15 protein-coding genes and 1 riboswitch are annotated in these 14954 nt (G+C 45.8%); of the genes, 13 read left to right on the plus strand and 2 right to left on the minus strand.

Features of this window, described 5'->3' with window-relative positions:
- Positions 1–53: 53 nt before the first annotated feature.
- Both AC1U9Z_RS00240 and AC1U9Z_RS00245 read right to left on the minus strand, forming a co-directional pair.
- Positions 54–473: a hypothetical protein gene (locus AC1U9Z_RS00240; RefSeq protein WP_479955069.1), complete on the minus strand. Its 420-nt coding sequence runs from the start codon at positions 471–473 to the stop codon at positions 54–56.
- A 63-nt stretch (positions 474–536) separates the two neighbouring features.
- A complete protein-coding gene (locus AC1U9Z_RS00245; protein ID WP_479955071.1) occupies positions 537–860 on the minus strand; it encodes a nucleotide pyrophosphohydrolase in 324 nt (107 codons plus the stop codon).
- 154 nt (positions 861–1014) lie between these two features.
- On the opposite strand from AC1U9Z_RS00245, the gene AC1U9Z_RS00250 reads away from it, so the two are divergent.
- The 13 genes from AC1U9Z_RS00250 (at position 1015) to purF (ending at position 14945) form a co-directional block, all read left to right on the plus strand.
- Complete coding sequence (locus tag AC1U9Z_RS00250) at positions 1015–1719, plus strand: hypothetical protein (RefSeq protein WP_333529615.1); 705 nt, start codon at positions 1015–1017, stop codon at positions 1717–1719.
- Positions 1720–1897: 178 nt separating this feature from the next.
- Positions 1898–2437: a hypoxanthine phosphoribosyltransferase gene (gene hpt / locus AC1U9Z_RS00255; protein WP_479955072.1), complete on the plus strand. Its 540-nt coding sequence runs from the start codon at positions 1898–1900 to the stop codon at positions 2435–2437.
- Between the two features lie 67 nt (positions 2438–2504).
- Positions 2505–4046 carry a glutamine-hydrolyzing GMP synthase gene (gene guaA, locus AC1U9Z_RS00260; protein ID WP_479955074.1) on the plus strand — a complete coding sequence of 514 codons (1542 nt, stop codon included), beginning with the start codon at positions 2505–2507 and terminating at the stop codon, positions 4044–4046.
- A gap of 476 nt (positions 4047–4522) precedes the next feature.
- Entirely contained in the window at positions 4523–4864 is a 342-nt protein-coding gene (locus AC1U9Z_RS00265) for a zinc ribbon domain-containing protein YjdM (protein WP_479955076.1), read from the plus strand.
- A gap of 255 nt (positions 4865–5119) precedes the next feature.
- Positions 5120–5716: a PilZ domain-containing protein gene (locus AC1U9Z_RS00270; protein ID WP_479955078.1), complete on the plus strand. Its 597-nt coding sequence runs from the start codon at positions 5120–5122 to the stop codon at positions 5714–5716.
- A gap of 91 nt (positions 5717–5807) precedes the next feature.
- Positions 5808–5907: riboswitch (purine riboswitch) on the plus strand.
- A 236-nt stretch (positions 5908–6143) separates the two neighbouring features.
- Positions 6144–7517: an NCS2 family permease gene (locus AC1U9Z_RS00275; RefSeq protein ID WP_479955080.1), complete on the plus strand. Its 1374-nt coding sequence runs from the start codon at positions 6144–6146 to the stop codon at positions 7515–7517.
- 19 nt (positions 7518–7536) lie between these two features.
- Positions 7537–8052 carry a 5-(carboxyamino)imidazole ribonucleotide mutase gene (purE, locus tag AC1U9Z_RS00280; RefSeq protein WP_333529622.1) on the plus strand — a complete coding sequence of 172 codons (516 nt, stop codon included), beginning with the start codon at positions 7537–7539 and terminating at the stop codon, positions 8050–8052.
- Between the two features lie 27 nt (positions 8053–8079).
- Positions 8080–9372, plus strand: a complete 1293-nt coding sequence (gene purB, locus AC1U9Z_RS00285; RefSeq protein WP_479955082.1) for an adenylosuccinate lyase — start codon at positions 8080–8082, stop codon at positions 9370–9372.
- A 92-nt stretch (positions 9373–9464) separates the two neighbouring features.
- On the plus strand, positions 9465–10175 hold the full coding sequence (gene purC / locus AC1U9Z_RS00290) for a phosphoribosylaminoimidazolesuccinocarboxamide synthase (protein WP_479955084.1): 711 nt from the start codon (positions 9465–9467) through the stop codon (positions 10173–10175).
- Positions 10176–10357: 182 nt separating this feature from the next.
- A complete protein-coding gene (gene purS / locus AC1U9Z_RS00295; RefSeq protein ID WP_333529625.1) occupies positions 10358–10606 on the plus strand; it encodes a phosphoribosylformylglycinamidine synthase subunit PurS in 249 nt (82 codons plus the stop codon).
- A gap of 3 nt (positions 10607–10609) precedes the next feature.
- The gene (purQ, locus tag AC1U9Z_RS00300; protein ID WP_479955086.1) at positions 10610–11311 is read left to right on the plus strand and encodes a phosphoribosylformylglycinamidine synthase subunit PurQ; all 702 of its coding nucleotides are present in this window, start codon (positions 10610–10612) and stop codon (positions 11309–11311) included.
- Positions 11311–13536, plus strand: coding sequence for a phosphoribosylformylglycinamidine synthase subunit PurL (purL, locus tag AC1U9Z_RS00305; protein ID WP_479955088.1), 2226 nt, complete (start codon positions 11311–11313; stop codon positions 13534–13536). The genes purQ and purL overlap by 1 nt, the downstream gene beginning before the upstream one ends.
- A complete protein-coding gene (gene purF, locus AC1U9Z_RS00310) occupies positions 13521–14945 on the plus strand; it encodes an amidophosphoribosyltransferase (RefSeq protein ID WP_479955090.1) in 1425 nt (474 codons plus the stop codon). The genes purL and purF overlap by 16 nt, the downstream gene beginning before the upstream one ends.
- Positions 14946–14954: the final 9 nt, after the last annotated feature.

Below are 14954 nucleotides of genomic sequence, written 5' to 3' on the forward strand. Positions count from 1 at the left end.
ATAGAACTTCGATGGAATAACGGTATCAGCAAGGAATGAAAACATCCTGAAAGCTAATAAATAAATCCCAATGCATATTCCCCATCATCCAGAGCCTTAAGGGCTGTGGGTATATCCTCCATACTAACAATTTCCTTTTGCTCCTCTTGAGTTAAGCCTAGCAGGGGCCCCAATATATTCTCCTGGATAAAGATTATGGCTTGGTCAGGGGAATCAGCTGTGCTTGAGTCAATAAAAGCACTGTTATCCTTCATGGTATTAATAAAAGAACAATCTCCACCCGGGTAAATGGTAAAAACGATTTTTTGGCCTCGGCCTTGTTGGCTTAGGGCAGCCATCCGGTTGAATAAAATATTAAGGTTAGCAAACCCGTGCGATAGAATATAATCTTCCTGAACGAAGTCCTTCGTTAGACGATCCAACAGGGAAAGGGGATGCAAAGCAGCTTTTTTTACTAATAATACCTTCGGCATCTAAATTACCTCCCTTAAAATAATAGCCCTCAGCTTTTTGGCCACGTCTCATGGCCATTACGATTATTTACTATCAATACGTGTCCAGCGGTTACTGTCCCGCTGGCGGTATTTTTCCATCATATTGTCAAAGGCCTTGTCCAAATCAATATTTAGAGAGTTGGCAAAGCACCCTATAATAAATAGGATATCGGCCAATTCAAGTTCCAGGTTGTTTTCCGGTTCCCCTTCTTTTTTTGGTTTTTGACCATAGAGATGGTTAACCTCCCGGGCCAGTTCACCTACTTCTTCGGTCAAACGGGCCAGCATGGATAGGGGATGCCAGTAGCCCTCTTCAAATTGACCAATCCAAGCATCCACATCCCTTTGCATGTCTTTCAGACTCACATCATCACTCCCGCATTAGAAAAAATTCACAGGTATATTATACCACCCACTGCCTCTTATTGTTACCCCTGGTGTATTTTTCATGTATTGGTGGAATAAAGTAGAACGTCTCACCGTATTAATACATAGAAGATAAAAGCTGGGGGGATTGTCTGTGCTTACACCAAGGTGGATTTTATTAAATAGGCGTAAACTGGTTCCCATAGCAGCTGTGGCTGTTGTCATTGTTTTGGGAGTTTTTTTGATTGGTACTATTTTTTCAGGCCCTAGCCAGTTAGATAACAAAAAAACCTTTGAAACTGCACTATACAATACGTTTGCCAGTAAAAGCTTCCGCTTTGATGTAGAATCCAAGCTGTTGGGGGACAATGGTTTTTACAGTAAGGTAGAAGGTGAAAGAGTGATGCCGGATAAAGTACATATCAAGGGAACGGTTCTAAAAACCCCGGTGGAGTTTACCCAAGTCAGTGATAACACCTACATGAAGGATCCCTTTTCTGGCAAATGGCTTACTTTAAAGGATATCAAACTATCACAATCCGAACTTTTTATCACGGAGCTGAACCCATTGGCTAATTTTAATTTCAAAGATATTCCAGAAATCAAGTTGTTAGGTGAAGAGGACTTGAATGGAGAAGCGTGTTATGTCTATGAATTAAAACCCAATGTTGAAAATGTGTATTTGGAAGAGCAGTTTTCAGATTTTTACTATAAAGTTTGGGTTGATAAAAAGAATGTAAACATTCGTCAAGCCTTTATTAACGCCAATCGACCTGAAAATGACGGTAACGGCTTGGATATTAAAATAAAGATTTGGGACTATAACAGAGACCTACAAATAGCTGCACCGACAAATTAGATAATAGCCATCAGCCGTTCAAACTATTCTAAGATAAAAAATGTCGTATCATTTGAGACGGCATTTTTTATGTGTTAATCGGAAAATCTATACGTATAATCTACATGGGCTATTGACGAAAAATGACTATTTTTGTTATGCTCATTTGGTAGGCAATGACTGGTAAGGAGTGAAAAAAATGCATCCCCACGTGGAAAAAATATTATTAGATGAGAAGCAGATTAAAGAACGGATTCAACAGTTAGGACAACAAATTTCCCAGGATTATCAGGGGAAAAGTATTTTAATGGTAGGGATTCTAAAGGGCGCCACAATTTTTCTAGCTGATTTGGTGCGAAATATTGAGGTACCGATCTTTATTGATTTTATGGCTGTATCCAGTTACGGAGCAGGCACCGTCTCATCCGGGGTAGTGCGGATATTAAAGGATCTGGATAAAAGCATAGAAGGCAAACATGTAATTATTGTGGAAGACATTGTCGATACCGGGCTTACCCTGCAGTACATGCTTGAAAATCTAAAATCACGGGGACCTGCCAGTGTGAAAATCTGCACCTTGTTGGACAAACCCGACCGGCGTAAAGCCGAGGTTCCCATTGACTATAACGGTTTCCAAATTCCCGATGAATTTGTTGTGGGCTGTGGCTTGGATTATAACGAGCTTTACCGCAACTTACCCTACATTGCCGTATTAAAGCCGGAGATTTACCAAGGCTAAGTTGCTTATCTAATTTTGCGATTAGCAAAATAACTTAAATTAGTTTAATTCGAACGGAGGTTTGTCCATGTCCCTGGCTGAACAGGAATTAATTTTGGTTCTCGATTTTGGTGGCCAATATACCCAACTGATTGCCCGCCGAATTCGTGATTGTAATGTGTATTGTGAAATTGAACCTTACAGTATAAACATTGAAAAAGTAAAGGCCAAAAACCCCAAGGGCATTATTTTTTCCGGGGGGCCGTCCAGTGTTTACGGTGAAAAGGCACCTGCCATTGACCCGGCGGTTTATGAGCTTGGGATTCCGGTACTTGGTATTTGTTATGGCATGCAACTTATGACGCATCAACTGCAGGGCAAGGTGGTTCCTGCAGAAATGCACGAATATGGTCGAACAGCCTTAAAGGTAATGCAATGTGACAATATCATGAAGAATCTCACCGCCGATGAGGAATGTTGGATGAGCCACGGTGACAGGGTGGAGCAAGTACCACCTGGTTTTCAGGTTATTGCGCAAACTGAAAAGGCACCAGTTGCTGCCATGGCCAACCTGGCAAAAAAACTTTATGCCGTTCAATTCCACCCAGAGGTGATTCATACCCCCAAGGGCATGGAAATTTTAAAGAGTTTCCTTTTTGATATTTGCGGCTGCAGCGGTTCCTGGAGTATGGGTTCTTTCCTAGAAGAGGCAGTGCAGGAGATCAAGCAAAGGGTTGGTCAACGTCGGGTGCTCTGTGCCCTTAGCGGCGGCGTTGATTCCTCAGTGGCTGCGGTTTTGGTACACCGTGCTGTGGGGGATAATTTGACCTGTGTATTTGTTGATCATGGCCTGCTGCGGAAGAATGAAGCCCAGCAAGTTGTCAAAACCTTCCGGGATCAGTTTAATATTAAGCTAATCCATGTGGATGCCTCAGAACGTTTTCTAGGCAAACTAAAGGGCGTGACGGACCCAGAACAAAAGCGTAAAATCATTGGTACTGAGTTTATCCGGGTCTTTGAAGAAGAATCCAGGAAACTGGGTGAAATTGATTTTCTGGTGCAGGGAACGCTGTATCCAGATGTTGTGGAAAGCGGCACAGCCACTGCCCAGGTAATTAAGTCGCACCACAATGTAGGTGGCCTGCCAGAAGATATGAAATTTGAGTTAGTGGAACCATTGCGCTGGCTCTTTAAAGATGAAGTTCGTCGCTTGGGAGGAGAATTGGGTATTCCAGATGAAATTGTCTGGCGCCAACCTTTCCCAGGCCCCGGTTTAGCCGTTCGTATCCTAGGTGAAATCACGAAAGAAAAGCTGGACATCCTACGGGAAGCTGATTTTGTCGTAAGGGATGAAATTAAAAACGCTGGCCTGAACAAAGAAATTTGGCAATACTTTGCCGTATTACCCAATATGCGCAGCGTTGGTGTTATGGGTGATGGGCGTACCTATGCCCATGCCATAGTGATACGAGCTGTCTACAGCCATGACGGCATGACCGCCGACTGGGCCAAGATCCCCCATGATGTACTGGGCAATATCTCCACCCGCCTGGTCAATGAAGTGGCCGAAGTAAACCGTGTGGTTTACGACATCACCTCCAAGCCTCCCGGCACCATTGAGTGGGAGTAGGGTAAAAGTGGCGTAATGCCTGGGTTTATAAAGGTTAGATAGGTTTGATTTCTTAGGGCTGGTGGTTTAGAATTTTGACTGTTTTTTAGGTCATCTAAACCACCAGTTTTGTTTTGCCAGCAAAAGAAAATACTCAAAGAAGCTGGCACGATGAAATCAAAAAATGACTAAGTGAAAACAGCATTTGGGATACTTGAGGAAAGATATAAGATCAACTGAGGATAGAAGAATAAAATTAGTATTAAAGGAAAAGTGGCATGATGAAAGCCGAAAATATAAAAAGGAAGCCAAAGAATGGTTCCTTTGCTTTCCTCTGTTGGACGTTATTTGGTAAACAGATCAAGGCGTGTAATGGTTCAAATTAAGATTGATTATCAATGAATGGTACTGGATTGTATCAAAGGTAGCAAATCAATACAGAATATGGCAGAATATAAGCATATCGAATTAACATAATGAATGGAGAAGTGAAAATTATGAGTAGTTTACCCAATTGCCCAAAATGCAATTCAAAATTCACGTACGATGATGGAAGTCTTTTGATTTGTCCAGAATGTGGTCATGAGTGGACGTTAGAATTAGAGACTGACAATCGTGAAGATAAAAAGATTATCAAAGATGCAAATGGAAATGTCTTAAACGATGGTGATTCTGTAACGGTAATCAAAGACCTTAAAGTAAAAGGAAGTTCATCCGTCTTAAAAATGGGTACAAGAGTAAAAAATATACGTTTGGTTGATGGGGATCATAATATTGATTGTAAAATTGATGGTTTTGGAGCTATGAAATTAAAATCTGAACTGGTTAGAAAGGTCTAAATACAATTTTTAGTGGGACAAATAACCTGTCCCCTTGTCCCTGAAGTTAATAAAGACCGCCTGAGCAAGGTGGTCTTTAAAACATTTACGGATAATGGATATTTCGGTTTAAGCCTCTGTATTATCCCAGTTGCAGCGGTTGTCTATTCATATTGTTCTCTTCATTTAGGAACGAAAATGACAAGGTTATTTAAGAACGAATGAGAAAAGCCGAAAGGAATAATAGCAATGTTTTAAACCTAAGGGGAGAGACAAATGAGTAGCAACCAAGGGCCATTTACAAAGAATAGCCTGATCACGATGCGGGATGTTGCTTCGGGGCGGGAGTATAAAGGACATATAATAGCTGATTATGGCACCTATTTAGTCATTAATCCAGAGCAAGAGGCCATCATGAACCCCGGCCAACAAATAACGGTAGCTCTTACCGAGCCGGACAAGCCTCTGGTTTTTGATAGTTACATATGCTTCCTGGGTCAAGATTTGAAAAATCAGTTTTGTGTTTATGTACCACCAAATCTGGATAAAAAAAAGAAACGGAAATACTTACGCTTGGGTGTAGAGTTAACCATGTTATATCGGGTTGATGAACGAGAGGTTCACACCAAAACGATTAATATTTCTGCCGGTGGGGTTTACTTTTTCACTCCGAAGCGTCTGGTATCCGGGCAGGATATTGAGATTGAGTTACACTTACCGCAAAATACGATCACCATCGGGGCCAAGGTTCTCCGCACCATGCTGAATGCAGCAAGCGTGGAGTTTTATGAGGATATGGAAAAGATTCATTTATTGGCGGCGTACTTATATCGTTGTTCATTGCTAAAAAACATTCAAGAGGAAACTCCTTAGGGGCAAGGGGACAGGCCAACGGTTAGTAGAATTTTTTGTAAAAAATTGTCCTTTCCTCGTTGACAAAGGAGTAAGCTCTTGTTACTATGAGGTTGTACAAAATGAATTGTTCCGTATATGCTTGGGAATTGGCCCAGGTGTTTCTACCGGGCGACCGTAATTGCCCGACTACGGGAGGGAAAGTGTACCTAGGGTTCCACGACCTTTTGGTTGGTTCGGACCGAGCGGTACAGGCGTTAGCGCGCTACACCGATAGGGATAAAAGCCCAGGCGGTAGGTTTCACTCTATGTGAGGAGACCTATCGTGCTGGGCTTTTTTTGTTTTGGTTGGAGCCTAACTGCATGAAACTTTTTCCGTAGTAAATAATACCTATGAAACACTTATGCCAATACAGCTGGAACTGACAACTAAGGGAGGAAATTCAACGTGCTGGAACAGTTATTCAAGCTCAAGGAGAACAACACCACCGTTAGAACAGAGGTGGTAGCCGGTCTGACAACGTTTATGACAATGGCTTATATCCTGTTCCTGAATCCCAATATCCTAGCCGGGACTGGCATGGATAAGAACGCTGTATTTTTTGGTACTGCCGTGGCTGCCGGTATTGTTACAATTGCCATGGGTCTCTATGTAAACTTTCCCGTCGCACTGGCCCCTGGTATGGGTCTGAATGCTTACTTTGCTTCCATTGCTGCCCAGGGACAAGGAATGGCCTGGGAAACAGCATTGGGTGCTGTATTTATTTCGGGTATTATTTTTATTATTCTAACCGTAACACAGATTCGTCAAATCCTAATGGTTGCTATTCCTAACTCCATGAAGCGGGCTATTACCGTTGGTATTGGTTTATTCATTACCATCGTTGGTTTTAAACTTTCCGAATTAGCCATTGTTGTAGCAGGTCCGGTGATACCGCCTACCTTGGAGGGACTGCAAACGGGCGGCGTAGCTACCCTAAAGTTTTTTGAGTGGAATTTATCCATGGGCTCTTTCCATAATCCATCCGTAATCGTTACGGTTATTGGCCTTGTGATTACGAGTATATTAATGGCCAGACGAGTTAAAGGATCCCTGTTAATTGGTATTCTTTTATCCACCATTATCGGTATACCCTTTGGTGTTACCGTAATTCCTGAGAACTTCAGCCCCTTTGCTTTACCCGATCTGAGCAATGTATATGTTGGTAAATTAGATATTATGGGTGCTCTTGAAATAGGTATCTGGACCGTGGTCTTTACCTTCACCTTTGTGGAACTTTTTGATACCTTTGGTACCCTGGTAGGAACTGCCGGTAAGGCCGGGTTATTGGACGAAAATGGTCAGTCTCCTAAAATTGGTAAAGCCATGCTGGTAGATGCCGTGGGTGTTTCCTTTGGTTCCTTTATGGGTACCAGTACCATCACTTCCTATGTTGAAAGTGCTGCTGGTGTTGGCGAAGGTGGACGAACGGGTTTAACTGCGGTGACCGTCGGTGTTTTGTTCCTGTTGGCCTTGGTCATTGCGCCATTGGCTGGTCTGATTCCCAATGCAGCCACCGCACCTGCCTTAATTATCGTAGGTCTGCTGATGGCATCTGCCATTGGCGACATTGACTTTAATGATTTTACCGAAGGCTTTTCAGCCTTCCTAACATTTATTATCATGCCCTTTACCTACAACATCGCCAATGGTATCGCCGCCGGTATCATTTTCTACACCGTCTTAAAGGTGGTCACCGGTCATGCTAAAGAAGTACATTGGATGATGTATCTGCTGTTCGTAATTATTGTGGCCCGCTACCTATTCCTGGGCGGCGAGTAAAACTAAAGGAGGTACTGTGATGAAGGCTTTGGTTGGAATTGTTTTAGGCAGCGATTCGGATCTGCCGCTGATGAAAGATACAGTTAAAATGTTGGATCAATTGGAAATCCCCTATGAGGTAACCATATCCTCAGCCCATCGGGCCCCGGATAAAACCGCTGAGTATGCCCGTACTGCCAAGGTCAGGGGATTAAAGGTCATTATTGCCGCAGCCGGGTTGGCAGCCCACCTGCCAGGCGTCATCGCGGCTCATACTGTTTTACCCGTTATTGGCGTGCCAGTAAAATCCGGCGCTTTAGATGGGGTAGATGCCCTTTATTCCATCGCCCAAATGCCACCGGGAATTCCGGTGGCCTCAGTGGCCATCAATGGCGCCAAGAATGCTGCCATATTGGCAGCTCAAATCCTTGCCTTGGCCGATGATACACTGGAAAAAAAGTTATACCGGATGAAGGAAGAGTTGGCCAGGGAAGTGGAGGCCAAGGACAGCAAACTGAAAGAGCTGGGTGTAGAGGGTTACCTTAATAATAAGTAACCGAATTGAAACGGAGGAACCGAACCAATGATAGAACGTTATACCTTGCCCGAAATGAAGCAGATCTGGTCTGATGAAAACAAATTTCAAAAGTGGCTGGATGTAGAAATTGCTGCCTGCGAGGCTATGGCGGAACTAGGACAAATTCCCCGGGAGGCATTGGAAAATATCAAGGCCAAGGCGTCCTTTCATGTTGAGCGGGTGCTGGAGATTGAAGAGGTTACCCGTCACGATGTGATTGCCTTCTTGACCTGTGTGGCAGAAAACGTGGGCGAGGATTCTAAGTATATTCATATGGGGCTGACTTCTTCGGACGTGGTAGACACTGCCCAGTGTGTACGTATGAAAGAAGCCGGTGCAATCATCCTCAAAAAATTAGAACGACTGCGTTTGGTACTGCTGGAAAGGGCCAAGGAACACCGTCAAACCCTCATGATTGGGAGAACCCATGGAATTCATGCGGAGCCCATGACCTTTGGTTTGAAGATGCTGCTGTGGGTGGCAGAAACCGAGCGCAACATGGAGCGCTTACAGCAGGCTATTAAGACCGTAAGTGTGGGGGCCATTTCCGGTGCCGTAGGAACCTATGCCAATATTGACCCCAAAATTGAAGCCTATGTCTGCAAAAGCCTTGGTCTCGAACCAGCCCGGGTATCTACCCAGATTTTACAACGGGATCGTCACGCTGAATATCTTTGCACCATGGCAGTCATTGCTGCTTCCTTGGATAAGTTTGCTACGGAAATCCGCAATCTGCAGCGGACAGATATTTTGGAAGTGGAAGAGTACTTTAACAAGGGTCAAAAGGGTTCCTCAGCCATGCCTCACAAAAGGAATCCCATCACAGCCGAAAATGTTTCCGGTTTGTCCCGGGTGGTTAAGGCCAATGCCATGGCAGCCCTGGACAATGTGACCCTGTGGCATGAAAGGGATATTTCCCACTCCTCTGCAGAACGTGTGATCATTCCCGACAGTACCACTGCTTTGGACTTTATGCTATACCGCTTCACCGGCATTATGGAAAAACTGCTGGTGTACCCGGAAAACATGAAACATAACCTAGAAAAAACCCTTGGCTTAGTATTTTCCCAACGGGTATTACTGGCCCTAGTGGATAAAGGTTTAACCAGGGAAACAGCCTACGAACTGGTACAAAGAAATGCCATGGAAGCCTGGCGCACGGGTACTAAGTTTATCGAGCGATTGGAAGCAGATGCAGATATCAAAGGGTATTTAACTTCCCAGGAACTAACCGGTCTATTTGATTACAGCTATCATTTATCCCATATCGACGATATTTACGCTCGGTTTGGTTTATAAAAATAAAGTTTATTATCCCCTAAATAGGGGATAATAAGCACCCTGTTAAGCCAATATTCGGCTAGTTAAAAGGAAAGGGGGGAAGGACCTAATTGAAAAAGCTGGAAATGTTGTATGAAGGTAAGGCCAAGAAGGTTTACCGCACCGATAGCCCTGACCATTATTGGGTAGAGTACAAAGATGATGCCACTGCCTTTAATGGACAGAAAAAAGGTACCATTGATAATAAAGGCATCGTCAACAATAAGGTATCTGCCGTGTTCTTTAAGCTTATGGAAAGCAATGGGATTCCCACTCACTTTGTTGAGTTGGTCAATGATCGGGAAATGATTGTTAAGGCCTTGGAAATCATCAAAGTAGAGGTTGTGGTACGCAATATCGTAGCAGGCACCCTGGCAAAAAGAGTCGGATTGCCCGAGGGAACGATTCTGCCGAAAACCGTTCTTGAATATTATTATAAAGATGACGAATTGGGTGACCCCTTAATCAACGCTTCACACATTGCTGCACTAGATCTAGCCACCTCTGAGCAAATGGCCTTCATCAAAGAAACAGCCCTTAAAGTAAATACCATTATGCGAGAATTCCTGGCCCCAGTTAACATTGACCTGATCGATTTCAAATTAGAATTTGGGGTTCACCAAGGTCAAGTCATCCTGGGTGATGAAATTTCCCCAGACACCTGTCGTTTCTGGGATAAAGCCACCGGCGAGAAACTAGATAAGGATCGCTTCCGCAGAGACCTTGGCAATGTGGAAGGAGCTTATCAGGAGGTACTAAGAAGGTTGACTGGGGAAGAATAAACATTGGGCCATGAGCCTTCATACCCCAAATCATAAACAGGCAAAAAAAGCCCAAGTCTCATGGCACATGGCTGTTAAGACGATAGCCAAGATTCGACATTACGCCTATCATATATTAATAAATTCTACCTGAAAAGGTCAACACATTTTTGCTTAACAATAAGATACAAGGAGGGTTTAGCGTGTTTCAAGCAAAGATTTACGTTACCCTTAGGAAGAGTGTACTAGATCCTCAGGGCAATGTGGTTCGTAAATCCCTTTTTGCTCTGGGCTATGACAATGTTCCTGAAGTCCGTATTGGACGGTATATGGTGGTGGATATTGAAGCCGCCGATAGGGATGCAGCAGAAAAACAAGTGCGTGATATGTGTGATAAATTGTTGGTAAACCCGGTGATTGAAGATTATACATTTGAATTGGTGGAGGTGTAAAGCGTGAAATTTGGAGTGGTGGTTTTTCCTGGCTCCAATTGTGACGCCGACTGCCTGCATGCCATCAAAGTTGTCACCGGACAGCCGGCGGAATACATTTGGCATAAAGCCGGCAGCGTGGAGGGTTATGATTGCATTGTGCTGCCCGGGGGTTTTTCCTATGGGGATTACTTACGCTGTGGTGCCATTGCCAGGTTTTCTCCGGTAATGGCACCGGTTATTGAATTTGCCCGCAAAGGCGGCCTGGTGCTGGGAATTTGCAATGGATTTCAAGTTTTGACCGAGGCAGGTCTGCTGCCCGGTGCACTGCATCGCAATAAAAATTTATCTTTTTTATGTCACGATACCTATTTAAGGCTGGAGAACAATAGTATCCCCTTTACAACCCTGGGGAATTTGGGCAGTGTTATGAAGGTTCCCATTGCCCATGGAGAGGGAAACTATTATGTCGATTCGGAAACGCTTAAACAATTAGAAGAAAATAACCAAGTGGTTTTCCGCTATTGTACTAAAGAGGGTGAAATTACCCCAGAGGCCAATCCCAATGGTTCCCTTAACAACATCGCTGGTATTTGCAATGAGCAGGGCAATGTGCTTGGGATGATGCCTCATCCAGAACGCTGTGCCGAGGAAATACTGGGCAATACCGATGGACAAGTTATTTTTAAATCCCTATTGACAGCCTGGCAGAGGAGGTGTGGCTAATGACAATAGAAGCAAAGGTTTGGCGTGAGATGGGTTTGACCGACTCTGAGTACCAGCGCATTGTAGAAATACTGGGCCGTCAGCCCAATTATGTGGAAATTGGTATCTTTGCTGTGATGTGGTCAGAGCACTGCAGCTATAAAACATCCAAGCCAGCTTTAAAAACCTTACCCACCGAGGGACCGGCCATTCTCCAGGGACCAGGCGAAAATGCCGGCATTGTCGACATCGGTGATGGACAGGCCGTGGTGTTTAAGATCGAAAGCCATAACCACCCTTCGGCCATTGAGCCTTATCAGGGTGCCGCTACTGGTGTGGGTGGTATTTTACGAGATATCTTCACCATGGGAGCAAGACCCATTGCTGTTTTAGATAGTCTGCGTTTTGGGGAGCTTAACGATCCCCGGGTACGTTATCTCTTTGATGGCGTGGTGGCCGGTATCAGCGGTTATGGTAACTGCATCGGTGTACCTACGGTGGGTGGCGAAGTTTATTTCTCAGACAGTTATGAAGACAACTGCCTGGTTAATGTTATGTGTGTTGGTTTAATCGAGCAAAAGGATATTAAAAAGGGTGTGGCCTCCGGTGTCGGCAACCCCGTGATGGTGGTGGGTGCTAAAACCGGTCGGGATGGTATCCACGGAGCGACCTTTGCCTCGGAGGAACTTAGCGAAGCAGCGGCAGAGAGGCGCCCAGCCGTACAGGTGGGGGACCCCTTTATGGAAAAACTGCTGTTGGAGGCCTGCCTGGAGGTCATCAAAACCGATTATGTAGTGGGTATTCAGGACATGGGGGCGGCTGGATTGACCAGTTCCTCTTGTGAAATGGCCAGTCGTGCCGGTACCGGCTTAGAAATGGATTTAGCTTTGGTGCCCCGCCGGGAAGAGGGCATGACCCCTTATGAATTAATGCTTTCAGAATCCCAGGAACGCATGCTGCTGGTGGTGAAAAAAGGCAGCGAGGACAAGGTTAAGGAAATATTTGCCAAGTGGGATCTGGACTGTGTGGTGGTGGGACAGGTGACCGAAGACGGCATCCTGCGCCTGAAGGAAGGGGAAGCGGTGGTGGCGGAAATACCAGCCAAGGCCCTGACCGACGAAGCACCCTTATATCAGCGGCCCACGGAGGTTCCCGCTTATTTGGCAGAGGTACAGAATTACCCGCTGGAACAGCTTAATCTGCCGGAAGATTATAACGAGATATTGTTAAAATTATTGGCTTCCCCTAACATTGCCAGCAAGGAATATGTCTATCGGCAGTATGACCACATGGTGGGTCTCAATACCGTGGTACTGCCTGGTTCCGATGCGGCTGTGCTCCGGGTCAAGGGTACCAAAAAGGGAATTGCCATGACCACCGACTGTAATGGACGTTTTTGTTATTTGGACCCAAAGACCGGGGCAGCCATTGCTGTGGCCGAGGCCGCCCGCAATCTGGTGTGCTCAGGGGCCAAGCCTCTGGCTGTCACCAACTGCCTGAACTTTGGTAATCCTGAAAAACCCGAAGTCATGTGGACCTTCTGGCGTTGTATCGAGGGCATGGGAGAAGCTTGCCGGGTCTTGGAAACGCCAGTGACCGGCGGTAATGTCAGCTTATATAACGAAACCAAGGGCAATGCCGTTTTTCCCACACCGACCATTGGTATGGTAGGCCTGGTGGAAGATCTTGATAAAGTCTGCACCCAGGGCTTTAAGGAGGAGGGAGATATCATCTTCCTCATCGGTGAAACTCTGCCGGAGTTGGGTGGCAGCGAATATCTAAAGATGCATTTTGGCCTGGAAAAAGGCCAAGCACCTAAATTGGATTTGGACTTAGAGAAAAGAGTACAGCAATTTGTGCTGTCTGAAATAAAAAGCGGCCTGATTAAATCCGCCCATGATTGTTCCGAGGGTGGTTTAGCAGTAGCCTTGGCCGAGTGTTGCATCACTGGCGGTCTGGGAGCGGATATCACCATGGTGCGTCGGTTCCGGGGGGATGCGCTGCTCTTTGGTGAAAGTCAATCCCGCATCGTAATCTCTATCCCGCCTGACAAAGGGGTAGAATTGGTGAAAAAATTGGTAGATGTCGGTGTACCCTATACTCAGTTAGGCCAGGTGGCCGGGTCAGACCTAAATATTAATGTTGTTAATCCTGGTTGCAGCGGCTGCGGCGGCAATCTAGTCAACCTACCCGTAGCAAAGTTAGAAGAAACCTGGCGGGGGGCGATTGAATGTTTAATGAAATAGACCCCATACTTTACCCGGATAAGCCGGCGGAGGAGTGTGGCATTTTTGGCATTTATGCACCGGGCCTGGACGTGGCCCGGCTTACCTATTACGGCCTTTTTGCCTTGCAGCATAGGGGCCAGGAAAGCGCTGGTATTGCCGTGGCGGATGGCGGCGGCATAGAATTGCGTAAGGGCATGGGTTTGGTACCGGAGGTTTTTGCCTGTCACAGTTTGGATAGTTTTTCCGGCTTTGCTGCCATTGGTCATGTGCGCTATGCCACCACTGGCTCCAGCCAACCCCTTAATGCCCAACCGCTGGTTTTCCGTTACGCCAAAGGCATGCTGGGTTTATCTCACAATGGCAATCTTACCAATGTTGCGGATCTAAGTATTCAGTTGGCCTCCACCGGATCAGTCTTTCAATCCACCACGGACAGTGAAGTCCTGGTTAACTTAATAGCCCGTTACAATGCCAACAGCATCGAAGAGGCCCTCATGAAGTGCATGATCGACGTTAAAGGTGCCTATTCCTTGCTCATCATGACCGAGGATACCCTTTATGCGGCCCGGGATCCCCATGGTTTTCGTCCCCTTTGTCTGGGACGCCTGGGAGAAGGGTATGTGGTGGCTTCGGAATCCTGCGCCCTAACCACGGTAGGTGCCACCTTTATCCGTGACCTGGAACCAGGTGAAATACTGCGCATTGACCGCAGCGGGGTCAATTCCACCCAAGGTTTGAAAGCCCCCCGGCCAGCCCATTGTATTTTTGAGTATATTTACTTTGCCCGCCCCGATAGCACCATGGATGGCTATAATGTCAACAAGGTACGCCGGGAGATGGGGCGTCAATTGGCCCAGGAATATCTGGTAGATGCTGATATCGTGATACCGGTGCCGGATTCCGGTACCGCGGCAGCCAGAGGTTATGCCGAAGAGGCAGGTATTGCCTTTGAAGAGGGGCTGATGAAAAACCGTTACATTGGCCGGACCTTTATCCAGCCCACCCAGCAAATGAGGGAATTAGGGGTACAAATTAAATTAAATCCCATCCGGGAGGTGCTGGAGGGCAAAAGGGTGGTGATGGTGGATGATTCCATCGTACGGGGCACCACCAGTCAAAAGCTCGTGACGATGCTCAGGGAGGCCGGGGCCAAAGAAGTTCATATGGTGATCAGTTCACCGCCGGTTCTACGGTCTTGCTATTACGGCATTGATACCTCGGATGAAAAGGAGTTAATTGCCGCCAAGATGTCTCAGGATGAGATCTGTCAGTCCATTGAGGCAGACGGCTTGCATTATCTAAGTCTGGAAGGTTTATTACAGATTTTTGCACCAAAAGAAGAGTACTTTTGTACCGCATGTTTTGATGGAAACTACCCGGTAGAAGTGCCCAAGACGAATAAAAAGGCTAAGAACAGTCTGGAATAGGGGAGTGTA

It is taken from the genome of Desulfotomaculum sp. (genome assembly GCF_982386235.1).